22 protein-coding genes are annotated in these 21840 nt (G+C 72.6%); 16 read left to right on the top strand and 6 right to left on the bottom strand.

The window, feature by feature from the left end; translation table 11 throughout:
- The first annotated feature begins 5 nt into the window (after positions 1–5).
- The 11 genes from K377_RS10055 to kynU all read left to right on the top strand — a co-directional run bounded on the left by K377_RS10055 (position 6) and on the right by kynU (position 10758).
- The gene (locus tag K377_RS10055; protein WP_111662878.1) at positions 6–416 is read left to right on the top strand and encodes a hypothetical protein; all 411 of its coding nucleotides are present in this window, start codon (positions 6–8) and stop codon (positions 414–416) included.
- Positions 417–1244: 828 nt separating this feature from the next.
- Positions 1245–1769, top strand: a complete 525-nt coding sequence (locus tag K377_RS10045; RefSeq protein WP_111662876.1) for a DUF2617 family protein — start codon at positions 1245–1247, stop codon at positions 1767–1769.
- Between the two features lie 105 nt (positions 1770–1874).
- A complete protein-coding gene (locus tag K377_RS10040; RefSeq protein ID WP_111662875.1) occupies positions 1875–3407 on the top strand; it encodes a polyamine aminopropyltransferase in 1533 nt (510 codons plus the stop codon).
- Between the two features lie 133 nt (positions 3408–3540).
- Complete coding sequence (locus K377_RS10035) at positions 3541–4287, top strand: SRPBCC family protein (RefSeq protein ID WP_111662874.1); 747 nt, start codon at positions 3541–3543, stop codon at positions 4285–4287.
- 36 nt (positions 4288–4323) lie between these two features.
- The gene (locus K377_RS10030; RefSeq protein ID WP_111663204.1) at positions 4324–5112 is read left to right on the top strand and encodes an aldose 1-epimerase; all 789 of its coding nucleotides are present in this window, start codon (positions 4324–4326) and stop codon (positions 5110–5112) included.
- 10 nt (positions 5113–5122) lie between these two features.
- Entirely contained in the window at positions 5123–5677 is a 555-nt protein-coding gene (pyrE, locus tag K377_RS10025; RefSeq protein WP_111662873.1) for an orotate phosphoribosyltransferase, read from the top strand.
- Positions 5678–5819: 142 nt separating this feature from the next.
- On the top strand, positions 5820–6851 hold the full coding sequence (fbaA, locus tag K377_RS10020) for a class II fructose-bisphosphate aldolase (protein ID WP_111662872.1): 1032 nt from the start codon (positions 5820–5822) through the stop codon (positions 6849–6851).
- Positions 6852–6975: 124 nt separating this feature from the next.
- Entirely contained in the window at positions 6976–8151 is a 1176-nt protein-coding gene (locus K377_RS10015; RefSeq protein WP_111662871.1) for a MalY/PatB family protein, read from the top strand.
- Positions 8148–8561, top strand: a complete 414-nt coding sequence (locus K377_RS10010; protein WP_111662870.1) for a DUF3151 domain-containing protein — start codon at positions 8148–8150, stop codon at positions 8559–8561. Before K377_RS10015 ends, K377_RS10010 begins: the two co-directional genes overlap by 4 nt.
- Before the next feature lie 147 nt (positions 8562–8708).
- A complete protein-coding gene (locus tag K377_RS10005) occupies positions 8709–9563 on the top strand; it encodes a tryptophan 2,3-dioxygenase family protein (RefSeq protein WP_111662869.1) in 855 nt (284 codons plus the stop codon).
- Positions 9556–10758 (top strand): kynureninase, encoded by a 1203-nt coding sequence (gene kynU, locus K377_RS10000; RefSeq protein ID WP_111662868.1) that lies wholly within the window; start codon positions 9556–9558, stop codon positions 10756–10758. Before K377_RS10005 ends, kynU begins: the two co-directional genes overlap by 8 nt.
- Here kynU and K377_RS09995 read toward each other — a convergent pair.
- Positions 10751–11359 (bottom strand): TetR/AcrR family transcriptional regulator, encoded by a 609-nt coding sequence (locus K377_RS09995; RefSeq protein ID WP_111662867.1) that lies wholly within the window; start codon positions 11357–11359, stop codon positions 10751–10753. The two genes, kynU and K377_RS09995, sit on opposite strands and share 8 nt — an antisense overlap.
- Positions 11360–11489: 130 nt before the next feature.
- On the opposite strand from K377_RS09995, the gene K377_RS09990 reads away from it, so the two are divergent.
- The 4 genes from K377_RS09990 (at position 11490) to K377_RS09975 (ending at position 16029) form a co-directional block, all read left to right on the top strand.
- Positions 11490–12365 carry an alpha/beta hydrolase gene (locus K377_RS09990; protein ID WP_111662866.1) on the top strand — a complete coding sequence of 292 codons (876 nt, stop codon included), beginning with the start codon at positions 11490–11492 and terminating at the stop codon, positions 12363–12365.
- A 325-nt stretch (positions 12366–12690) separates the two neighbouring features.
- Positions 12691–14010: a sensor histidine kinase gene (locus K377_RS09985; RefSeq protein WP_111662865.1), complete on the top strand. Its 1320-nt coding sequence runs from the start codon at positions 12691–12693 to the stop codon at positions 14008–14010.
- Positions 14007–14672 carry a response regulator transcription factor gene (locus K377_RS09980; protein ID WP_111662864.1) on the top strand — a complete coding sequence of 222 codons (666 nt, stop codon included), beginning with the start codon at positions 14007–14009 and terminating at the stop codon, positions 14670–14672. The genes K377_RS09985 and K377_RS09980 overlap by 4 nt, the downstream gene beginning before the upstream one ends.
- A 145-nt stretch (positions 14673–14817) precedes the next feature.
- Positions 14818–16029: a cytochrome P450 gene (locus tag K377_RS09975; RefSeq protein ID WP_111662863.1), complete on the top strand. Its 1212-nt coding sequence runs from the start codon at positions 14818–14820 to the stop codon at positions 16027–16029.
- On the opposite strand, the gene K377_RS09970 is transcribed toward K377_RS09975, so the two are convergent.
- From K377_RS09970 to K377_RS09960, 3 genes are all read right to left on the bottom strand, one after another.
- Positions 15992–16240: a hypothetical protein gene (locus K377_RS09970; RefSeq protein ID WP_111662862.1), complete on the bottom strand. Its 249-nt coding sequence runs from the start codon at positions 16238–16240 to the stop codon at positions 15992–15994. The two genes, K377_RS09975 and K377_RS09970, sit on opposite strands and share 38 nt — an antisense overlap.
- Positions 16241–16306: 66 nt before the next feature.
- Positions 16307–17887, bottom strand: coding sequence for an ABC transporter permease (locus tag K377_RS09965; RefSeq protein WP_111662861.1), 1581 nt, complete (start codon positions 17885–17887; stop codon positions 16307–16309).
- Positions 17884–18789 carry an ABC transporter ATP-binding protein gene (locus K377_RS09960; protein WP_111662860.1) on the bottom strand — a complete coding sequence of 302 codons (906 nt, stop codon included), beginning with the start codon at positions 18787–18789 and terminating at the stop codon, positions 17884–17886. Before K377_RS09960 ends, K377_RS09965 begins: the two co-directional genes overlap by 4 nt.
- 89 nt (positions 18790–18878) lie before the next feature.
- Here K377_RS09960 and K377_RS09955 point away from each other — a divergent pair, with 89 nt between their 5' ends.
- Positions 18879–19364, top strand: coding sequence for a GbsR/MarR family transcriptional regulator (locus K377_RS09955; RefSeq protein WP_111662859.1), 486 nt, complete (start codon positions 18879–18881; stop codon positions 19362–19364).
- Between the two features lie 3 nt (positions 19365–19367).
- Here K377_RS09955 and K377_RS09950 read toward each other — a convergent pair whose 3' ends face one another.
- Together K377_RS09950 and K377_RS09945 are read right to left on the bottom strand one after the other, a co-directional pair.
- On the bottom strand, positions 19368–20126 hold the full coding sequence (locus K377_RS09950) for an SDR family NAD(P)-dependent oxidoreductase (protein ID WP_111662858.1): 759 nt from the start codon (positions 20124–20126) through the stop codon (positions 19368–19370).
- 64 nt (positions 20127–20190) lie between these two features.
- Positions 20191–21648 carry an MFS transporter gene (locus K377_RS09945; RefSeq protein WP_111662857.1) on the bottom strand — a complete coding sequence of 486 codons (1458 nt, stop codon included), beginning with the start codon at positions 21646–21648 and terminating at the stop codon, positions 20191–20193.
- Positions 21649–21840 lie beyond the last annotated feature (192 nt).

The raw sequence follows: 21840 nt of genomic DNA, 5'->3' as shown, positions 1-21840 counted from the left end.
ATTTCGTGGATGAAGCGTCGTACGTCCGCTTCCAGGGCACCGAACGGCACGAGCGCGGGCACTTCCCCGGGGTGTTCGTGCTGGCGAACGAGCTGGCCGCGCAGGGCAGGCTGACGGACGAGCAGTACCGGTTCTGGAGGGCCTCCAACGACTGGTACGACGCCAACTATCCGAACCCGACACACGTAGACCCGCGGGTCTACGACCGTGAGCTCCACCCCGGCGCCGTCGCCTGGTTCAAGAAGTCCGCCGACGACCTCATCGGGCGCGTGGCCGGATATCTGGAACTCCTCGCCGCGCACGGGGTGGAGTGCCGTCGGCTGGAGTCCGCGGACCCCGGCAGGGTCGTCTACGAGGACGCGTACCAGATCGTGGTCATGCCCTCGGAGGAGCCCGGGCACCGTCCGCCCGGCTAGATCGCGGGACTCCGTGTGGCCGGAAACCTCTGGAGTTGCTCAACTCTGCTTTGGCCGCGTTCGGGCAGGGGCATCCCCCTTGCACGCCCGCACGGGGCGCCCCTCGGGGGATTCGGGGGAAGGGAAAGGAGGGCCGGTGATGGGAGCAGTTTTCGTCGGGGTCTTCGTGGTGCTGGTCGTCGCCATCGTGGTCGCAACGGCCAGGGCGGGCGGCAGTGGCCGTGCGCCCAGTACGTCGTTGAGGAAGAAGAAGTCGCGTTCGCGGGGTGCGAGCAGCAGTTGGTGGGCCGGGGGCGGGGCCGCGAGCTCCGGCGGGGCGTCGTGCTCCTCCGGGTCGTCCGGTCATCACGGGCACTCCTGCGGGGGCGGTCACTCGTGCGGCGGCGGGGGCAGCTCCTGCGGGGGCGGCTCGTCGTGCGGCGGCGGTGGAGGGTGCGGCGGCGGCAGCTGACGTCGCGCCCACGGGAGGTGTGCGGCCCGCGTAGAGGCGACTGACACGGGGCAGTCGGTCCACGCGGGCCGTTCGCGTGCCCGGGCCGGCGGGAGGCCGAATGATGTCCGTACATGTGTCCAGAAAAGACCCGAAGGGTGTGCGCCCGGCGCATTCGGATGCCCGCGGAGGTTGAACAGTTGAGCTGTGCAGCGCTCGGGGGGATGGAAACCCCGTCAAGTTGGGTAAAAACGCTGTGACGGCGTCATCGCCCATGATTCCCTTTTAACCGTCAACTCAGCCCTCGTACCGCGTATTCACAGCGCTCGCGTGGGCACGAGCCGGTCCCTTTGCCCAAGCCGGCCCCACCTCCCTTTGCGTGCTAGCGGAGCCGACCCATGCTCACGACCCTGAACACCGCCTACACCGACACCAGCGCGGACGACCTGGCCTGGACCCTGGGCCGTGAGCCGCTTCCCGCGCTCGCCACCCTCGACCTGCAACTTTCCGGAGCCACGCTCCAGTTGAGGCTGCTCGGCGCCTCCCACCAGGTGCTCCTGGAGGAGGAGAACGGCAGCTGCTCGGAGACCGTGGCCTGTATCCCGGGCAGCAGCACCCCGCTGCCGCTCGGTGTCGCCGAGCGCGTCGGCGACTGGGAGTACGAGTTCGCGGCCCGGGTCGAAGACCTGACGCCGGGGCAGTTCGCCGGACGCGCACAGGAACTGCTCGCTCTGGTGTCCGACCATCCGAACGGTCTGGCCGGGGTCTTCCCCGGCAGCCCGCACGCCTTCACCGCCATGCTCGCCCAGCGGCACGACGGCCAGGTGCACTGGCGCACCTGGCACGCGTACCCGCAGGACGGTCAACTCGTCGCCACCCGCACCCGGGTGGGTGTGCGAAGGGCCGCCCCCGTGCTGCTCTGACCCGTGCCGTCATGATCCCCGCGCGTGCCCGGGTATGCCTGCGCGCCGGTTTTCCACACGTGTGGGTGACGGGACGGAGTTGTGCGGTGACGTAGCGTTCCCTGAGTGATCGATCCGCACGCCCCTGCCCCGCACTCGGGGGTCCCGCGGTCCCGGGGCGAGCCGGGCCGGGCCCCGCTCCCGGTCAAGCCCGGCACCGGCCGGTTCCTGGTCCTCGCCGGCGTCTTCGTCTGCGCGGCCTGCGGACTGGTGTACGAACTCGAACTGGTCGCCCTCGCCTCGTACCTGATGGGCGACTCGGTCACCCAGGCGTCCGTGGTGCTGTCCGTCATGGTCTTCGCCATGGGCCTCGGCTCGCTCGCCGCCAAGCGGCTGCGCTGCCGTCCCGCCGCCGGGTTCGGGATGCTGGAGACCCTGCTCGCGCTGGTCGGCGGGTGCAGCGCCATGGCCCTGTACGCCGTGTTCGCCTGGACCGGTGGCTGGGGCGGGGTCTGGGGCGACGGGCCGAGATATCTGCTCGTCGGCTTCTCGCTCGCCATCGGGGTGCTGATCGGCGCCGAGGTGCCGCTGCTGATGGTGCTCATCCAGCGGATCCGGCGGCAGGACCCCGGCGGCGCGGTCGCCGACCTGTTCGCCGCCGACTACGTGGGCGCGCTGGTGGGCGGGCTCGCCTTCCCGTTCGTCCTGCTGCCGCTGCTCGGGCAGTTGACGGGAGCGCTGCTGACCGGCGTGGTCAACGCCGTGGCGGGCGGGGCGCTCGTCCTCGGGCTGTTCCGGCGGGATCTGAGCCGGCGGGGGCGCTGGCTGCTGCTGGTCGCCAATGTCACGGTGCTCGCGATGCTGGCCGCCGCGTGGGTGCTCGTCGACGACTTCGAGCGGGCGGCGCGGCACGCCATGTTCGGCGCGCAGGTGCGGGTCGCCGTGCAGAGCGAGGTGCAGGAGGTCGTGCTGACCGGCGGTGAGCAGGGGCGGCCGCTCGGGCTCTACCTCGACGGCCGGCTCCGCGTGCGCGGCGACGACGCTGCGCGCTACCGCGCCGACCTCGTCGACCCCGCGCTGCGCGACGGGCCGCGCGGGCGGGTGCTCGTGATCGGGGGCGGGGACGGGATCGCTGCGCGCGAGGTGCTGCGGTTCGGCGGGGTGCGCCGGGTCGACGTCGTCGACACCGACCCCGAGGTGGTGCGGCTCGCCCGGCGGGATCCGGGGCTCAGTGCGCTGAACGGGCGGGCGTTGAGCGATCCGCGCGTGCGCGTCGTCACCGGGGACGTGTTCGGGCTGCTGCGGGGCGGGGAGTCGCTCGGGGGGCCGTACGACGTCGTGATCTGCGATCTGCCCGATCCGGCGCTCACCAGCAGTACGAAGTTGTACTCGCAGGAGTTCTACGGGCTTGTGGTGCGGGTGCTGGGGGAGCGGGGGCGGGTCGTGGTGCACGGGGGGTCGGTTTCGGGGCGCTTTTGGACTGTGGGTGAGACGGTGCGGTCGGCTGGGCTCCGGGTCGTTTCGTACCGGGGGCGTGGGGGTGGCGGGTTCGTTCTGGGCGGGTTCCGGGTGCCGTCGCCCGGTCCGCTCCCGGTGATCCGCCCGGACCGCGCCTACGCCCCGTCGACGCTGGTGCATCCGCGGTACGGGGCCGGGTAGGGGTTGTCGTTCGGGTGCGGCTCCGGTGGGAACTGCGCGAACGAGCCCCACCGGCCCGCGCCCGGGGATGAATGCGGCTTTGGCGCGGCGAACACGGGTCAAGCACCGCAGGGAGTCGGTAGGGTCGGCTGGCATGGAGCATGAGGTGTTCGTTCCGGTTCCGGCGGAGTCTGTCAGGGCGGTGCTCGGCGACCCCCTTCGGGTGGCCCGGGCCCTGCCCGGGTTCCAGCGCGACGCGTCCGGCGACGGCGGCCGCCTCAAGGTCAGGATCGGCGGACACACCATCACGTACCGCGGCACCGTCACGGTGGACCGCACTGAGGACGGCCGCCTCGCGGTGAGCGGCGACGCCGTCGAGGCCCGCGGCACCGGCGCCGTGACCTTCGCCGTCACCGCCCGCGCCGCCGCGGCCGAGGGCGGCACCACCGTCACCTTCACCGGCACCGCGACCGGCGACGGCCGCGTCGCCGAACTCCCCGCCGACGCGGTGGAATCGGCGGCCCAGCGCCTGCTGAACCGTTTCGCGGAGAACCTCGCGGCGGCCGGACAGGAACCCGGCAGCGACCCGGAGGAGGACCGGGCCGGAGACGACGGCACCGAGGCCCCGGAGCCGACCGTGTACGAGGCCGAGGTGCCGCCCCCGTCCCTCGAACCCGAGACGGACCTGCCCCCCGAGCCGGCCGCCGCCCACGCCCGCCGCACGATGATCGGCCGCAGCGCCGAGGAGGTCGACCACGCCCCGCCGCGCGGCCGCTACGCCCCCGTGCCCGCCCCGGCCGGCGCCACGGCGAGCGCCACCCTGCGCTGGGCGGCCCCCGCCGCCGCCCTCGCCGTCGCCTCCGCGATCGTGGTCGGCCGCGCGCTGCGCAGGCGCCGCTGAGCGGCCGGGGCCCCGCCCCGCATAGGGTCAGTGGTCGTGACGACACAGGAAACGACGCTGACCGCGGGCGACGCGGAAGTGACCGTGGCGCCGGGCAACGGCTGCCGCATCGGCAGTCTGAAGATCGCCGGGACCGAACTGCTCCGGCAGGGCGAGCGCTACGGCTGCTTCCCGATGGTGCCCTGGTGCGGCCGGATCGCGGACGGCCGGTTCATGGACGGCGGCCACGTCCACCAGATGCCGCTGAACTCCCCGCCGCACGCCATCCACGGCTTCGCCCGGGACGCCGAGTGGACGACGGCGCGGGCCTCGGCGACCGAGGCCGTGTTCACGTACGACCTCACCGACCCGTGGCCCTACCCCGGCCGGGTCACCCAGGTCGTCGCCCTCACCGAGGACGCGCTGACGCTGACGCTCGGCATCGAGACGTACGGCGACTCGTTCCCGGCGCAGGCCGGCTGGCACCCCTGGTTCAACCGGCGGCTGGGCGACTCCCAGGTGGAGATCGCCTTCGACGCCGCCTGGCAGGAGGAGCGGGGCGCCGACCATCTGCCCACCGGCCGCCGCATCGACGTGCAGCCGCAGCCCTGGGACGACTGCTTCGGCATGCCCGACGGCGTGGACGTGACCCTGACCTGGCCCGGAGCGTTCGAGGTGAACGTGAGGAGCCGGGAGCCGTGGGTCGTCGTCTACGACGAGCAGGACGCCGCCGTGTGCGTCGAGCCGCAGACCGGCCCGCCGAACGGGCTCAACACCGCCCCGCGCCTCGTCACCCCCGTGGAGCCGCTGGAGGCCAGCACCACGTGGACCTGGCGGCGGCTTTAAGCTCTTGGGCATGACGACGAACGACGTGCGGGACGCCCTGCTCCAGCAGATCAAGGACAAGGCCGTGGTGCACGGCAAGGTGACGCTCTCCTCCGGGCTCGAGGCCGACTACTACGTCGACCTGCGCCGCGTCACCCTCGACGGCGAGGCCGCCCCGCTCGTCGGCCAGGTGCTGCTCGACCTCACGAAGGACCTGGAGTTCGACGCGGTCGGCGGACTCACGATGGGCGCCGACCCCGTCGCCGGCGCGATGCTGCACGCCTCCGCCGCCCGCGGCGAGCGGCTCGACGCGTTCGTGGTCCGCAAGGCCGCCAAGGCGCACGGCATGCAGCGCCGGGTGGAAGGCCCTGACATCAAGGGCCGTCGCGTGCTCGTCGTCGAGGACACGTCCACCACCGGCGGCTCCCCGCTGGAGGCCGTGGCCGCGGTGCGCGAGGCGGGCGCCGAGGTCGTCGGCGTCGCCACCATCGTCGACCGCGCCACCGGCGCCGCCGAGAAGATCACCGAGGGCGCCGGGGTCCCGTACCTCTTCGCCTTCTCCAAGGACGAGCTCGGCCTCGACTGACCTCCGGACTGGAGCATTCGCACAAGTCTGGAAAGATGGGGCCGACGATGAAGTCACCCCATGGTGCTTGGTGAGGTCGGACCACCGGTCAGGACACCAGAACAACCTCAACCCGCAATCGCGCTTCACGAGGAGACGGCAGATGCCCATCGCAACCCCGGATCAGTACAACGAGATGCTCGACCGGGCCAAGGCGGGGAAGTTCGCCTACCCGGCCATCAACGTCTCCTCGACGCAGACGCTGAACGCGGCGCTGCAGGGCTTCGCCGAGGCCGAGTCCGACGGCATCATCCAGATCTCCACCGGTGGCGCCGAGTACCTGTCGGGTCAGGGCGTGAAGGACATGGTCGTCGGCGCGCAGGCGCTCGCCGAGTTCGCCCACGTCGCCGCCGCGCGCTACGACAACAAGATCGCGCTGCACACCGACCACTGCCCCAAGGGCAAGCTGGACGGTTACGTGCGCCCGCTGCTCGACATCTCCGCCAAGCGCGTCGAGGCCGGCGGCCTGCCGCTGTTCCAGTCGCACATGTGGGACGGCTCGGCCGAGACCCTCGCCGACAACCTGGACATCGCCCAGGAGCTGCTCGCCAAGGCCAAGGCCGCGCACATCATCCTGGAGATCGAGATCACCCCGACCGGCGGTGAGGAGGACGGCGTCTCGCACGAGATCAACGACAACCTCTACACCACGGTCGACGACGCGGTGCGCACCGTCGAGGCCCTCGGCCTGGGCGAGAAGGGCCGCTACCTGCTCGCCGCCTCGTTCGGCAACGTGCACGGCGTGTACAAGCCGGGCAACGTCGTGCTCCGCCCCGACCTGCTCGCCGACCTGAACGCGGGCATCGCCGAGAAGTACGGCAAGCCGGCCGGCTCCAAGCCGTTCGACTTCGTCTTCCACGGCGGCTCGGGCTCGACCCTGGAGGAGATCCGCACCGCGCTGGAGAACGGCGTCGTGAAGATGAACCTCGACACCGACACCCAGTACGCCTTCACGCGGCCCATCGCCGGCCACATGTTCGAGAACTACGACGGCGTCCTGAAGGTCGACGGCGAGGTCGGCAACAAGAAGACGTACGACCCGCGCGTGTGGGGCAAGAAGGCCGAGGCGGGCATGACCGCCCGCATCGTCGAGGCCTGCGAGAGCCTGCGCTCGACGGGCACCCGCATCAAGTAACCCGGCGTTTGTCGTCGGGCGCGGCCCGGTGGCCACTTCTCGTGCGGTTCCCCGCGCCCCTCAGGGGCGCGGGGAACCGCACGACCGGCCACGACGAGAGCCGCGGCCGGAGAACGAGAGTGGTATGGCGTACGACTTTGACATCGTTGTCGACCGGCGCGGCACCTGGTGTGTGCAGTGGGACGGCATCGCGGACCGGTTCCCCGTGCCGGATCTGCTCCCGTTCACCATCTCCGACATGGACTTCCGGTCCCCGCCGGAGGTGCTGGACGCGCTGACGGCACGTATCGGGCACGGCGTGTTCGGCTACACGGACTGGCAGAACGACGACTTCCGCGGCGCGATACGCGACTGGTACCGCGACCGGTACGCGACCGAGGTGGACGTCGACCGGCTCGTGTACGCGCCCTCGGTGCTCAACCAGATCGCGCAGCTGCTGCGCATGTGGACGGTCCCGGGTGACGCCGTCGTCGCGCACACCCCGACCTACGACGGCTTCCGCAAGTGCGTCACCGGCCTCGGCCGCGAGCTGCGCACCGTCGGCGTCGACGACTGGGACGGCCTGGAGCGGGAGCTGGCCCGCACCGACGCCCGCGCCCTGTTCCTCTGCTCGCCGCACAACCCGACCGGGCACGTGTGGACCGACGCCGAGCTGCGGCGGATCGCCGATCTCGCGCGCACCCACGGCATCGCCGTCATCAGCGACGAGATCCACTCCGACCTCACGCACGACGGCTACGCCCACCGGCCGTTCACGGCGTACGGCGACGGGCTGCGCTGGGCGCTCGTCACCTCCGGCAGCAAGTCCTTCAACTTCCCCGCGCTGAGCGGCAGTTACGGCTTCGTCGGCGACCCGGACGACCACGCCGAGTTCCTCCGCAGGATGGGGCACGACGAGGGCCTGGAGTCACCGGCCGTGCTCGCGCTGACCGCGCACATCGCCGCCTACCGCGAGGGCGGCGCCTGGCTCGACGAGCTGCGCGCGTACACGTACGGCAATCTGCGGCTCCTGGAGGACCGGCTCAAGGAGAGCTTCCCCGAGCTGGACTGGCGGATCCCGCAGGCCGGATATCTCGCCTGGATCGACCTGCGGCCGGTCGGCATCACCGCCGACGAGGAGCTGCAACGGGTCCTCGTCGAGCGGGAACGGGTGGCGATCATGCCGGGCGGGACCTACGGCTCGCCGGGGTTCGTGCGCCTGAATCTCGGGTGCCCGCGCAGCAAGGCGGAGGCCGGGATCGAGGCGCTCGTGAGGGCCGTCGCGACCGTCCGGGCCGATGCCGCAGACTGGAACCCATGAGCCTTCACGAGAACCTGCTCGGGGGACCGCCCCCGACCCACCTGCCCGACGACCCGGAGCCCCGCGAGCTGCTGGCCGCCGACACGCCGCCGGCGGACGTCGCCGCGAAGTACCCGACCTCCTCGCTCGCCTGGGCGCAGCTCGCCGACGCGGCCTTCGAGCGGGGCAGCGTCGTGGAGTCGTACGCGTACGCCCGCACCGGATACCACCGCGGCCTGGACTCCCTGCGCCGCGCCGGCTGGAAGGGCCACGGGCCCGTGCCGTGGGAGCACGAGCCCAACCGCGGCTTCCTGCGCGCCCTGCACGCCCTGGCCCGCGCCGCCGGTGCCATCGGCGAGCAGGAGGAGTACGAGCGCTGCACGCAGTTCCTGAAGGACTCCTCGGCGACGGCCGCGCAGACCCTCGGCTAGTACCGGTTCCTTCCTGAGGCCCGCCTGTGATCAGGCGGGCCTTGCCGTTTCGGGGCACGATTGTGAAGGATGCGAGGTGGGGACCGGGGCCCCGTGCCGGTAACGGCAGGGCGGACCGCTACCCGTAGTACGCAACAGGAGACAGCGATGTCCCACGACGCGGATCACGAGGCACCCTCCGGCACGGAGGAGACCGCCGCACCGCATCTCGACTTCGCGGGCACCACGCCCTACGAGGACTACGTCCAGGCCGATGTCCTCACCCACCTCCAGACCCTGCGCTCGGACGATCCCGGCGAGATGGTCTTCCTGGTGACGACCCAGGTCATGGAGCTGTGGTTCACCGTCATCGTGCACGAGTGGGAGACCGCGAGCCGGGCCCTCGCCGCCGACGACGTGCCCACCGCGATCGCCGCGCTCAAGCGGTCGGTACGCGAGCTGGAGGCGCTGAACGCCTCGTGGCGGCCGCTCGCCCAGCTCACCCCGGGCCAGTTCAACTCCTACCGGGCCGCGCTCGGCGAGGGCTCCGGGTTCCAGTCGGCGATGTACCGGCGCATGGAGTTCCTGCTCGGCGACAAGTCGGCGTCGATGCTGGTCCCGCACCGCGGCGCCCCGCGCGTCCACGCCGAGCTGGACAAGGCGCTGCACGAGCCGAGCCTGTACGACGAGGTGCTGCGCCTCCTCGCCCGGCGCGGCCACGCCGTGCCGCGCTCCGTCCTGGACCGGGACGTGTCGCGCCGCTACGAGCCGTCGCCGGAGGTCGAGGCGGTGTGGACGACGCTGTACGCGGGTGACGAGAGCGCCGAACTCGCCCGGCTCGGCGAGGCGTTGAGCGATGTCGCGGAGCTGGTGTGGCGCTGGCGCAACGACCATCTGGTGGCGACCCGGCGCGCGATGGGCGCCAAGACGGGCACCGGCGGCTCCGCCGGTGTGGCCTGGCTGGAGAAGCGGGCGCGCGGCAATGTCTTTCCGGAACTGTGGACGGCGAGGTCCCATGTCTGATCTGCTCCCTGACCTGTCGGAGCGCGCGCGGAAGCTGGACGCCGCCGACGAACTGGCCGCCGTCCGCGAGGAGTTCGTCCTCGACGACGTGGTGTACCTGGACGGGAACTCGCTCGGCGCGCTGCCGGTGAACGTGCCGGGCGCCGTCGAGGACGTCGTCCGCCGCCAGTGGGGCGAGCTGCGCATCCGGTCGTGGACCGAGTCGGGCTGGTGGACGGCGCCGGAGCGGATCGGCGACCGGATCGCCCCGCTGCTCGGCGCGGCCCCGGGCCAGGTCGTGGTCGGCGACTCCACCAGCGTCAACGTGTTCAAGGCGCTGGTGGGCGCGGTGCGGCTCGCTCCCGAGGGGCGCGACGAGATCCTGGTGGACGCGGCGACGTTCCCCACGGACGGTTACATCGCCGAGTCGGCGGCCCGGATGACCGGCTGCACGGTCCGGGCGGTGGACCCGGGCGCGGTGCCGGACGCGCTCGGCCCGCGTACGGCGGCGGTGCTCCTGAACCAGGTCGACTACCGCACCGGCCGCCTGCACGACCTGCCCGCGCTGACGGCGGCGGTCCGCGCGGCCGGGGCCGTCTCCGTCTGGGACCTGTGCCACAGCGCGGGCGCGCTGGAGGTCGGGCTCGACGCGCACGGCGTGGACCTGGCGGTCGGCTGCACCTACAAGTTCCTGAACGGCGGCCCGGGTTCACCCGCGTACCTGTATGTGCGCGCCGAGCACCAGGAGCGGTTCGACTCGCCGCTGCCGGGCTGGAACTCGCACGCCGAGCCGTTCGGGATGCGGGCCGCCTACGAGCCCGCCGACGGCGCGGTACGCGGCCGGGTCGGCACCCCGGACATCCTGTCGATGCTCGCCCTGGAGGCGGCCCTCGACGTGTGGTCGCGGCCGGACGTCTCGGTCGCCGCGGTGCGCGCCAAGTCCCTCGCGCTGACCGACTTCTTCCTGGAGTGCGTGGCGGCGTACGTGCCCGAGGGGCGGGTCGAGGCCGTCACCCCGGCCGCCCACGCCGAGCGGGGCAGCCAGGTCGCGCTGCGCTGCGCGGACGCCGGGGAGGTCATGGGGCGGCTGATCGCGGCGGGCGTCGTCGGTGACTTCCGGGCGCCGGACGTGCTGCGGTTCGGGTTCACCCCGCTGTATCTGGGCTTCGCCGAGGTGGAGCGGGCGGCGCGGGTGCTGGCCCGGGAGCTCAGCTGACGTAGACCCCGGCCGTGGCCGCCGCGACGGCGGCGGCGACGGCCCGGTCCGCGTCCGCCTCGGTGGGCGCGGCGCCGGTCGTCAGCATCCGGTAGTAGAGCGGGGCGGACACCGCGCGGACGACCTCGGCGGCGTCCGTCCCGGCGGGCAACTCGCCCCGGGTGACGGCCTCTTCGACGGCCGGCGCCCACTCGGCGACGCGCACCTCGTAGAACTGGCCCAGCGCCTGCGCGGTCCGTTCGTCGCAGGTCGCGGCCGCGATCACCGCGCGGAACAGGGGGCCCTGCCGGGGATCCGTCAGGGTCCGCTGCACCAGGCGGGCGTTGGCGGTCAGGTCGCCGTGCAGCGAGCCGGTCGCCGTGCGCGGCAGCGACTCCTCGGCCATCTCGGCCAGCAGGTCCGTGACGAGCCCCGTGGGGGAGGTCCAGCGCCGGTACACGGTGGTCTTGCCGACCTCCGCGCGGCGCGCGATGTCGGCGAGGTCGAGCTCGGCGAAGCCCCGCTCCGCCAGGACGTCGCCGGCCGCCGCGAGCACCGCGGCGCGGACCCGGGCGGTGCGGCCGCCGGGGCGGAGGGTGCCGGGTTCGGGTTCTGTGCTCATGCCGGAAGAGTAACGGAACCGCAGGACCGTTTATTCGGTCGTCATGGTGACTGTGCGTGTCGACGGACGTGATCTCCCTGGTAGCGTCCGCTTACCCCGCTGGTTCCTCTGGGCGTTGAGAGGTTGGAGCATGCCGGACGAAGCCGTCGCCCGCGACAAGGCCGAGGAGACATCGGCCTTCTCGCACCCCGCCGTCCCCCCGGACGTCACTGCCGCGTACGGCGATCACCCGGATCAGGTAGTCGACTTCTACGCGCCGCGGGACGCCGCCGGTCCGGCCCCGCTGGTCGTCGCCCTGCACGGCGGCGCGTGGCGGGCCCCGTACGACCGCACGCATCTGAGCCCGCTGTGCGACTTCCTCGCGCGGCGCGGGTTCGCCGTGGCCAACGTCGAGTACCGGCGCGGGAGTTCGCTGCCGCATCAGGGGGCCGGCGGGCCGGTCGCGGGGCGGTGGCCGGAGACGTTCGACGATGTGGCGGCCGCGTTCGACGCGCTGCCCGCGCTGGCCGCCGAGCATCTGCCCACGGCGGACGCCCGGCGCGTCGTCGCCGTCGGGCACTCCGCGGGTGGGCAGCTCGCGCTGTGGGCGGCGGCGCGGCATGTGCTGCCCGAGGACGCGCCCTGGTTCACCCGGGCTCCGGCGGCCCTGCGCGGGGTCGTCGCGCTCGCTCCGATCGCGGATCTCGCGCTTGCGGAGGAGTTGGGGGTGTGCGGGGGCGCCGCCGGTCAACTCCTGGGCGGTGAGCCCGGGTTGTTCGATGCGCGCCGCCCGTACGCGGATCCCTCCCTCCTCCTCCCGACAGGCATCGCCACCACGCTGGTCCAGGGACGTACGGACACCACGGTGCCGGTCGCTCTCGCGGAGGCGTATGCCGATGCGGCGGCGAAGGCCGGTGAGGTCGTGGGGGTCACGTTCTTGGAGGAGGTCGGCCACTTTCCGCTGATCGATCCGGCGGCTGATGCCTGCGCGGTGGTCGCGGAGGAGATCGAGCAGCTGGCTTGTTGATCGCCGGGTGCGCGTGGGTGGGTGGCTGGTCGCGCAGTTCCCCGCGCCCCTAAAGGCCTGCGTTTCGTCGTCGGGTGCGGGCCGGTGGCCGCTTCTCGCGCAGTTCCCCGCGCCCCTGAGGCAGGCGCTACGCGCCGCCTCCCCTTCAGAGGCTGCGCCTCTGTTGATGAGATGGCGCACGAAGTGCGCATCTCAGGGGCGCGGGGAACTGCGCGACCAGCCACGACGAGACCCGCAGACGAGGGCGCGTAGTACTCAGGGCGGACCCGGGGGACCCGTCTCCCTGGGGACGACCGGGGATGCGGCGGAGCCGTACCGTCGGGGCATGACCGAGACGACCAGCAGCGCGGGCACGCGAGAACGCAGCCCCGAGTTCAGTTCTGTGCAGTCGGCGCTGCGAGGCTTGCGCGCGGACCTCTTCCGGGACGTGCGGGCCTACCGCCCGCTGCCGCGCCTCGCGACGGACGGCCCGTTCGCCCGGCTGTTCCCGGAGCAGATACGGCGGGAGCTGGACATCGTGCCGCACATCGTCGTCGTGTGCCTGACGCTGATCAGCCTGGGGATCGGCGCGCTGGCCTCCGCCGACGAGTTCGCCGCCCTGGCCCTGGGGGCGATCGCGGCCGCCCCCGTGGCGCTCACCCTGGTGCGCCCGGTGTTCGCCTGGTGGATCTCGCTGGCCGCCGCCCCGGTCCTCGTCGTGGAGGGCGGCGGCCTCTACCCGTGGGCCGGCGGCAGCATCTTCGCGCACACGGCGGTGATGGCGATCGTCGCCGCCCGCACCCGCCCGCGCACGGCGGCGTGGATGTGGGCGATCAGCGGGGTGTACGGGGTGGTCGGCGGCGGGCTGTTCGGCGGCTGGTACGACAGCGATGCGGTGCCGATGGCGATGTTCTCCGGCGTCGTGCTCGCCCTCGTCGTCCTGATCCAGGTGAACCGCACCACCCAGCGCCAGGTCGTCGCCGAGCGCACCGTCACCGCCGTCGAGCGCGACAAGCGGACCCTGCTCGAAGAGCGCACGACCATCGCGCGGGAACTGCACGACGTCGTCGCCCACCACATGTCGGTGGTGGCGATCCAGGCGGAGGCGGCCCCCTACCGCGTCGAGAACCCCCCGCCCGAGCTGGAGCAGGCGTTCGTCACGATCCGGGAGAACGCGGTGGCGGCCCTGACCGAGCTGCGCCGGGTCCTGGGCGTCGTACGGGTGGAATCGGCCGCGTACCCGACGGCGCCCGACGCCCCGCAGCCCACGCTCGCCGACCTCGACCGGCTCCTGGAGAACGTGCGGGAGGCGGGCCTGACCGTCACCAGGACCGTCACCGGCGCGGTCCGCGACCTGCCGCCCGGCGTCGAGCTGTCGGCGTACCGGATCGTGCAGGAGGCGCTGAGCAACACCCTGCGCCACGCGCCCGGCGCCGAGGCGACCGTCGAGGTCAGCTACGTGCTCGGCGGGCTCGGCCTGCGCGTCGTCAACGGCCCGGCCACCGGCCTGCTGAAGCCCTCGCCCGGCGCCGGGCACGGCATCACAGGGATGCGGGAGCGGGTCTCCATGCTCAGCGGCGAGATGACGGCGGGGAAGACGGACGACGGCGGCTACGAGATCACGGTCTTCGTGCCGGTCGCCACCGCGCCGGAGGCCGACGCATGATCAAGGTGCTGATCGCCGACGACCAGATGATGGTCCGCGAGGGATTCTCGGTGCTGCTCAACGCGATGCCCGACATCGAGGTCGTCGGCGAGGCGGTCAACGGCATCGAGGCGGTCGCCCGCGTCCGCGACCTGGCCCCCGACGTCGTCCTCATGGACATCCGCATGCCCGAGATGAACGGCATCGACGCGACCCGCGAGATCGCCGCCGCCGGAACCGCGACGAAGGTCCTCGTCCTGACCACCTTCGATCTCGACGAGTACGTGTACGAGGCGCTGCGGGCCGGCGCCTCCGGGTTCCTCCTGAAGGACGCCTCCGCCCGCCAACTCGCCGACGGGGTACGGGTGGTGGCGTCCGGCGAGGCGCTGCTCGCGCCGTCCGTGACCCGCCGCCTCATCACCGAGTTCTCGAAGCTGTCCGACACCCCGAAGCTCCCGGCGGCGCAGAACCCGGGCGCGTACGGCGAACTCACCGACCGCGAGACCGAGGTCCTCGTCCTCATCGCGCAGGGCCTGTCGAACTCCGAGATCGCCGAACGGCTCGTCGTCGCCGAGTCGACGATCAAGACCCACGTCAGCCGCATCCTGGTGAAACTCGGCCTGCGCGACCGCACCCAGGCGGCCGTCTTCGCCTACGAGGCCCGCCTGGTGACCCCCGGCTGACGTCCCCTGAGCGAGCGAAGCCCGCTTCAGGGGTGCGGGGAACTGCGCGACCAGCCACGACGAAAGCCGCACCCGCCCACCCGGAGCAACCCGGCAGACGAGCACCCCCTACCCGCACCCCACCCCCGCGCACTAACGTCACGCCATGAACGACACCGCCCCCTTCGACCCCTGGTCCCCGGCCTTCCTGACCGACCCGTACCCCGCGTACGCGGAACTCCGCGAGCAGGGCCGGGCCCACTGGTTCGAGCCCACGAACCAGTACCTGATCCCGCACCACGCCGACGTCTCCGCGCTGCTGCGCGACCGCAGACTGGGCCGCACCTACCAACACCGCTATGCCCACGAGGAGTTCGGCCGAACGGCGCCGCCGCCGGAGCACGAGCCGTTCCACACCCTCAACGACCACGGCATGCTCGACCTGGAGCCGCCGGACCACACCCGCATCCGCCGCCTCGTCTCCAAGGCGTTCACCCCGCGCACGGTGCAGCGGCTCCAGCCGTACGTGGAGAAGCTGGCCTCCGATCTGGTGGCCGGGCTCGTCGCGGACGGCGGCGGCGATCTGCTCACGCAGGTCGCCGAACCCCTCCCCGTCGCCGTCATCGCCGAGATGCTGGGCGTGCCCGAGGCCGACCGGGCTCCGCTGCGGCCCTGGTCGGCGGCGATCTGCGGGATGTACGAGCTGAACCCGCCGGAGGAGGTCGCGCGGGCCGCCGTGACGGCATCCGTCGAATTCACCGCGTATCTGCGGGAGTTGATCGCCGAGCGGCGCGCGGCCCCGGGCGACGATCTCGTCTCCGGGCTCATCGCCGCCCATGACGACGGCGACCGGCTCACCGAGCAGGAGATGATCTCGACCTGCGTCCTGCTGCTCAACGCGGGCCACGAGGCGACCGTCAACTCCACGGTGAACGGCTGGGCGGCCCTCTTCCGCCACCCCGAGCAGCTCGCCGCCCTGCGCGCCGACCACTCCCTCGTGCCGTCCGCGATCGAGGAGCTGATGCGCTACGACACCCCGCTCCAGCTCTTCGAGCGCTGGGTCCTGGAGGACATCGAGATCGCGGGCACCACCATTCCGCGCGGCTCGGAGGTGGCCCTGCTCTTCGGCTCGGCCAACCACGACCCGGCGGTCTTCGCCGACCCGTCCCGGCTCGACCTGACCCGCGCCGACAACCCGCACATCTCCTTCTCGGCGGGCATCCACTACTGCATCGGCGCACCGCTGGCCCGGCTCGAACTCGCCGCGTCGATGCGGGCGTTGCTCACCCAGGCGCCCACGCTGCGGCTCGCCGCCGAACCGGAGCGCAAGCCGAACTTCGTCATCCGGGGTCTGGCGGGCCTTGCCGTCGAGGTCTGAGCAGCCGTTGCAGTACAAGCCCGCCGAGGGTGCCGACGGCGATGCCCCCGGCGAGGCAGACGGGCAGCGCGAGATACACGAGCCGCCAGTCGGGGCCCGTCTCGAACCGGTGGACCCGCCCCTCGGTGAGCCCGAACCAGACGGCGAGTCCGAGACCGAGTCCGGCGAGCGCGGAGAGGCAGCCGGCGGTGGCTTGTGTGCGTTGGCCCATGTCCGTAACGGACGCTGAATCCTTTCTTCCGGGTTCCCGCACGGCTTACGGGGGCCCGAGCGCGGGTCAGGAGGACAGATCGCGGCGCCGCAGCCCGGCGAGCCCCGCCGCGACAAGGACCGCCGCGATCCCGGTCAGCGCGAGGACCGGGCCCCATGCCATCTCCCCGCCCGGCAGCTTCGGCAGGTGCCCGAAGGGGGAGAGGTTCAGCACCGTCTGCGGCAGGTCGAGCGCGGGGCCGATCCAGCCGAGCAGCAGCGCCGCGCCCGCCGCGCCCCAGCCGCCGCCGACGGCGGCCCGCGGGGCGAGCCCGTGGAGGAGCACCGCCACCGCGCCGAGCGTCCAGACGGCGGGGAGCTGGACCAGGCAGGCGCCCACGACCGGGCCGAGGCCGTGCCCGTAACCGGCCGCCAGACCGAGCCCGCCGAGCAGCATGACGAGCACGGCGCCCGCGAACGCGACGGTCAAGTGGCCCGCCGCCCAGCGCAGTCGGCCCACCGCGCCGGACAGCACCGGCTCGGCGCGCTGGGCCGTCTCCTCGGCGTGCATCCGCAGGACCGCCTGGACGACGTAGAGCGCGGCGACCATTCCGAGCAGTCCGGTCATCCCGGCGAGGAACGCGTCCGTGAGCCCGGACTGTCCGCCCATCCGCTCGATGATCCGGCGGGTGTTCTCGCTGTCGCCGACCAGGTCCGTCGCCCCGTCGGTCACCCCGCCGAGGACGACGCCCGAGGCGAGGAAGGCGAGGGACCAGCCGAGGAGGCTGCCGCGCTGCAACCGCCACGCGAGCCCGCCCGCCGACCCGATGCGCCCCCGGGCGGGCCCGGGCCGCGACGGCCAGAAGCTCATGCCGATGTCGCGCCGCCCGGCCAGTACGTACGCCACCGCGCCCTGGGCGAGGGCGGCCGCCGCGAACAGCAGCAGCACCCACCAGCGTTCACCGGCGTAGGCGTGGATGTTCTCCAGCCAGCCGATGGGGGAGAGCCAGGTCAGCACCGACGAGCCGTCGGCGGTGCCCGCGTCCCCGGCCGCGCGCAGAACGAACGCGGCGCCCAGCAGGCCCGCGCTCAGCCCCCGCGCGAGCCGCGCGCTCTCGGTGAACTGGGCGACGATCGCCGCCAGCGTCGCGAACACCATCCCGGCGCCACCGGTCGCGAGGCCGAGGGCGAGCGCCCCCGCGAACCCCGAGTCGGCGGTCAGCGCCATGCCGACCGTGATGAGCGCCGCCACCGCGGCGTTGGCGACGAGCGCCGCGAGCAGCGCGGAGGTGAGCGGCGCCCGGCGGCCCACGCCCGCCGCGGAGACCAGCTCCTGCCGCCCGCTCTCCTCCTCGTCCCGGGTGTGCCGTACGACGATCAGCAGGCTCATCGCCGCCGCGAACAGCCCCGCGTACGCGCCCACCCGCCAGACGGTGAGACCGCCGAGCGAGTCGTCGAGCGCCGGGCCGTACAGGGCGCGCAGCGAGCCGTTCGCCCGCATGGTGGTCAGCACTCCGGCGCGCTGGTCGGCCGTGCCGTACAGGCCGTTCAGCGTTCGCGGCATGGAGATCACGGTCAGCGCGACGACGTAGACCCACAGCGGGAGCATCAGCCGGTCGCGGCGCAGCGCGAGCCTCAGCAGCGTCCCGGTGCCCGCCACCGCGGTCATCGCGCGGCCACCCCCTCTTGGGCGTAGTGCCGCAGGAACAGCTCCTCCAGGGTGGGCGGGGTGCTGGTCAGCGACCGTACGCCCGACGCGGTCAGGGCGCGCAGTACGGCGTCGAGCTTGTCGGTGTCGACCTGGAGCCGGACCTGGTGGCCCTGGACGTCGAGGTCGTGGACGCCGGGGAGGGCGGTCAAGTCCGCCGGTTCCCGGGCCAGTTCGGCGGTGATGCTGGTCCGGGTCAGGTGGCGGAGGTCGGCGAGGGTGCCGCTCTCGACGGTCCGTCCGTTCCTGATGATGGAGACCCGGTCGCACAACTCCTCGACCTCGCTGAGGATGTGGGACGACAGCAGCACGGTCTGCCCGTGCTCGCGGACGGCCTCCTCCACGTACGTCTGGAAGACCTCCTCCATCAGCGGGTCGAGCCCGGAGGTGGGCTCGTCGAGGATGAGCAGGTCGACGCCCGACGCGGCGAAGGCGGCGACGAGGGCGACCTTCTGCCGGTTGCCCTTGGAGTACGTGCGGCCCTTCTTGGTGGGGTCCAGCTCGAACCGCTCGATGAGCTCGGCCCGGCGCTTCGGGTCGAGCCCGCCCCTCAACCGCCCGTACAGATCGATGACTTCACCGCCGCTGAGGTTGCGCCACAGCGTCACGTCACCCGGGACGTACGCGATCCTGCGGTGCAGTTCCACGGCGTCGGCCCACGGGTCGCGGCCGAGCAGCTGCACGGCTCCGGAGTCGGCGCGCAGCAGGCCGAGCAGGACGCGGAGGGTGGTCGACTTGCCCGCCCCGTTCGGCCCGAGGAAGCCGTGCACCTCTCCGGCCTCGACGTCCAGGTCGAGCCCGTCGAGGGCGTGCGTGCGGCCGAACGACTTGTGCAGCCCGGAGACGGTGATTGCCTTCGTCATGTTGGTGAAAGTACGCTGGTTTCACAAATTTGTGAAGTTAAGGAAGCATATAAACTCAGCAGCTCTGAACGTCGAGCAAGGAGCGGGGTATGGACACCGCAGAGGCGCGGGCCCGGTTCGTCGAGCGGTTCGCGGCGCAGCTGGTCGAGGCCGGCATGACCCGGATGCCCGCGCGGATCTTCGCGGCGCTGCTCGCCTCCGACTCCGGGGCGCTGACCTCGGCCGAGCTGGGGGAGCGGCTGCGGGTGAGCCCGGCCGCGGTCTCGGGGGCGGTGCGCTATCTGACCCAGCAGCACATGGTCACCCGGGAGCGCGAGCCGGGGACCCGGCGGGATCTGTTCCGGGTGCACGACAACCAGTGGTACGAGGCGCTGACCAACCGGGACAACGTGCTCAAGCGCTGGGAGGACGTCCTGCGCGAAGGAGCCGACGCCATCGGCGCCGGCTCCCCGGCCGGCCGGCGCCTCGCCGAGACGCTGGCCTTCTTCGAGTTCGTCCAGACCGAGCTGGCCGAGATGATGGAGCGCTGGCGGGAGCACCGCAAGACGCTCGATCTGGACGGAGACCCTTTGTAGGGCTCAGACCGCGGACCAGCCGCCGTCCACCGGAAGGACGGCCCCGCTGATGTTGCTCGCCGCGTCCGAGGCCAGGAACACGATGGCCGCGGCCTGGGTCTCGGCGCCGGCCGGGGTGCCGACGTTGCCCATGTAGGCGCCGAGCGCCCGCGGGCCCGCGGCCTCGGGGTCGACGGTGAGCTGGATGTTGGTGACCGTGCCGCCGGGCGCGATGGCGTTGGCCCGTATGCCCTGGCCCCGGTACATCACGGCGATCGACTTCGTCAGTCCTACGATGCCGTGCTTGGCGGCGGTGTAGGCGGCACCGGCGGCCGAGCCGCGCAGCGCGGCCTCCGACGCCGTGAAGACGATCGCGCCCCGCCCGGCCTCCAGCATGTGCGGGACCACGGCCCGGGACAGCAGGAACGGCGCCGTGAGGTTGATCCGCAGCAGCCGCTCCCACTCGGCGTCGGTGACATCGGCGACGGCCGACATCGAGTCCATGATCCCGGCGTTGTTGACGAGCACGTCGACCGCGCCGAACCGCGCGAGCGCCGTCGCCACGACCTCGTCGACGACCTTCTGCTCGCTCAGGTCGCCGACGACGGCGACGGCGGTGCCGCCCGCGCCCTCGATCTCGGCGACCACCGCGGCGGCCGCCTCGGCGTTCAGATCGGCGACGACCACCCGGTCGCCCTGCCCGGCGAAGGCGAGCGCGGCGGCCCGCCCGATGCCGGAACCGGCTCCGGTGACGACGACGGCGCGGTTGTTGTCGGTGCTCACGTGGTGCTCCTCGGTGGTGCTCGGTACTTCGGGGTGGGGCGGTACTTCCGGGTGGGGCGGTGGGTCAGGACTGCGGGGCCGGGGCGAGGTCCGCCGGGGCCGGCTCGGCCGCGGTGACGGCCTGCGCCTTGCGGTACGGGATCGTCAGCGTGATCAGCGCGGCGACGACCGCGACGCCGCAGCCGAGGAGCATGCCGGTGCGGAACGCGTTCTCCGACGGCAGCGTGATCGGCCCGAGCTGCGTGGTCATCTGGGCGAGGACGACGCCGATCACGGCCGCCGACACGGAGGTGCCGATGGAGCGCATCAGGGTGTTGAAGCTGTTGGCCGCCGCGGTCTCCGACTGCGGCACGCCGCCCATGATCAGGGCGGGCATGGCCCCGTACGCGAGGCCGACACCGGCGGTGATGACGCACATCGCGACCATCAGCTGCCAGGCGGCGCCCATCAGGAAGACCGAGATGCCGTAGCCCGCCGCGATCACGATCGTGCCGAGCAGCAGTGTCAGCTTCGGGCCGTGCTTGCCGGTGAGCTTTCCGCCCAGCGGCGCGACGACCATCATCATCAGGCCGCCCGGCATCATCCACAGGCCCATCGCCATCATCGACTGCCCGAGCCCGTAGCCGGTCGCCTTCGGCAGCTGGAGCAGCTGCGGCACGAGCAGCGACGAGGCGTACATCGCGAAGCCGACGACGACCGAGGCCGCGTTGGTCAGCAGCACCTGCGGGCGGGCCGTGGTGCGCAGGTCGACCATCGGCTCGGCGGTGCGCAGCTCCCACAGGCCCCAGCCGCCCATGATCACGACGGCGGCGGCGAAGAGGCCCAGCGTGGTGCCGCTGCCCCAGCCCCAGTCGGCGCCCTTGGACACGGCGAGCAGCAGGGCCACGAGTCCGGCGCCCAGTCCTGCGGCGCCCGCGTAGTCGAAGCCGCCCGCGGTCTCCCGGCGCGTCTCGTTGTCCGGTACGACGACCTTGTAGAGCACGCCGATGACCACGCTCAGCGCGGCCGACACCCAGAACAGCACCCGCCAGCTGCCGTAGTCCGCGATCGCGGAGGCGAAGGGCAGGCCGAGCGCGCCGCCGATGCCGAGCGAGGCGCTCATCAGGGCGATGGAGGTGCCGAGCTTCTCCGGCGGTACGAGGTCGCGGAGCAGGCTGATGCCGAGCGGCACGAGGCCGACGCCGAGCCCTTGCAGCGCGCGGCCGGTGATCATCGTCGCCAGGTTCGTGGAGAGCGCCGCGACGACCGAGCCCAGGACCAGCGGCACGGTCGAGACGAGCAGCATCCGCCGCTTGCCGTAAAGGTCGCCGAGGCGGCCCATGATGGGCGTCGCCACGGCGGCGGCGAGCAGGGTGACGGTGGCGACCCAGGTCGCGTTCGACGCGGAGGTGTCGAGGATCGTGGGCAGTTCGCCGAGCAGGGGCACGACCAGCGTCTGCATGATCGAGGCCACGATGCCGCCGAACGCGAGGACGGCGACGATGCGCCCGGAGCCCGCGGCTTCGGGCTTGCTTGCTTCCATGACTGACAGTGCTCCTTGTCGATGAGGCCCTCCGCGTTTCTGCGGGCGGGGCATGTGCACCGTACATCCGATGTGCATGATGCACAACGTATGTATGGCGCACATCTCGCGTGATATACCTGCTGGCAGGGGCGAATGCGAGAAAGGTGAAGGTGGCGGTGGACGTGGGCGTGGACGAGGTGGGCAAGGTCG

Source organism: Streptomyces sp. PsTaAH-137 (genome assembly GCF_003259365.1).
Taxonomy (GTDB): domain Bacteria; phylum Actinomycetota; class Actinomycetes; order Streptomycetales; family Streptomycetaceae; genus Streptomyces.
Note: the sequence above shows the minus strand (reverse complement) of the source record. Positions and strands in the feature narration are given on the sequence as shown.

Bases quoted from the DNA above. Each gene is read 5' to 3' on its own strand.
- K377_RS09990 (WP_111662866.1), top strand. From the start codon at position 11,490: ATGCCGGACGAAGCCGTCGCCCGCGACAAGGCCGAGGAGACATCGGCC.
- fbaA (WP_111662872.1), top strand. From the start codon at position 5,820: ATGCCCATCGCAACCCCGGATCAGTACAACGAGATGCTCGACCGGGCC.
- pyrE (WP_111662873.1), top strand. From the start codon at position 5,123: ATGACGACGAACGACGTGCGGGACGCCCTGCTCCAGCAGATCAAGGAC.
- K377_RS10005 (WP_111662869.1), top strand. From the start codon at position 8,709: ATGTCCCACGACGCGGATCACGAGGCACCCTCCGGCACGGAGGAGACC.
- K377_RS09955 (WP_111662859.1), top strand. From the start codon at position 18,879: ATGGACACCGCAGAGGCGCGGGCCCGGTTCGTCGAGCGGTTCGCGGCG.
- K377_RS09970 (WP_111662862.1), bottom strand. From the start codon at position 16,240: ATGGGCCAACGCACACAAGCCACCGCCGGCTGCCTCTCCGCGCTCGCC.
- K377_RS09975 (WP_111662863.1), top strand. From the start codon at position 14,818: ATGAACGACACCGCCCCCTTCGACCCCTGGTCCCCGGCCTTCCTGACC.
- K377_RS09965 (WP_111662861.1), bottom strand. From the start codon at position 17,887: ATGACCGCGGTGGCGGGCACCGGGACGCTGCTGAGGCTCGCGCTGCGC.
- K377_RS09985 (WP_111662865.1), top strand. From the start codon at position 12,691: ATGACCGAGACGACCAGCAGCGCGGGCACGCGAGAACGCAGCCCCGAG.
- K377_RS10035 (WP_111662874.1), top strand. From the start codon at position 3,541: ATGGAGCATGAGGTGTTCGTTCCGGTTCCGGCGGAGTCTGTCAGGGCG.
- K377_RS09960 (WP_111662860.1), bottom strand. From the start codon at position 18,789: ATGACGAAGGCAATCACCGTCTCCGGGCTGCACAAGTCGTTCGGCCGC.
- K377_RS09980 (WP_111662864.1), top strand. From the start codon at position 14,007: ATGATCAAGGTGCTGATCGCCGACGACCAGATGATGGTCCGCGAGGGA.
- K377_RS10015 (WP_111662871.1), top strand. From the start codon at position 6,976: ATGGCGTACGACTTTGACATCGTTGTCGACCGGCGCGGCACCTGGTGT.
- K377_RS10045 (WP_111662876.1), top strand. From the start codon at position 1,245: ATGCTCACGACCCTGAACACCGCCTACACCGACACCAGCGCGGACGAC.
- kynU (WP_111662868.1), top strand. From the start codon at position 9,556: ATGTCTGATCTGCTCCCTGACCTGTCGGAGCGCGCGCGGAAGCTGGAC.
- K377_RS10010 (WP_111662870.1), top strand. From the start codon at position 8,148: ATGAGCCTTCACGAGAACCTGCTCGGGGGACCGCCCCCGACCCACCTG.
- K377_RS09945 (WP_111662857.1), bottom strand. From the start codon at position 21,648: ATGGAAGCAAGCAAGCCCGAAGCCGCGGGCTCCGGGCGCATCGTCGCC.
- K377_RS09995 (WP_111662867.1), bottom strand. From the start codon at position 11,359: ATGAGCACAGAACCCGAACCCGGCACCCTCCGCCCCGGCGGCCGCACC.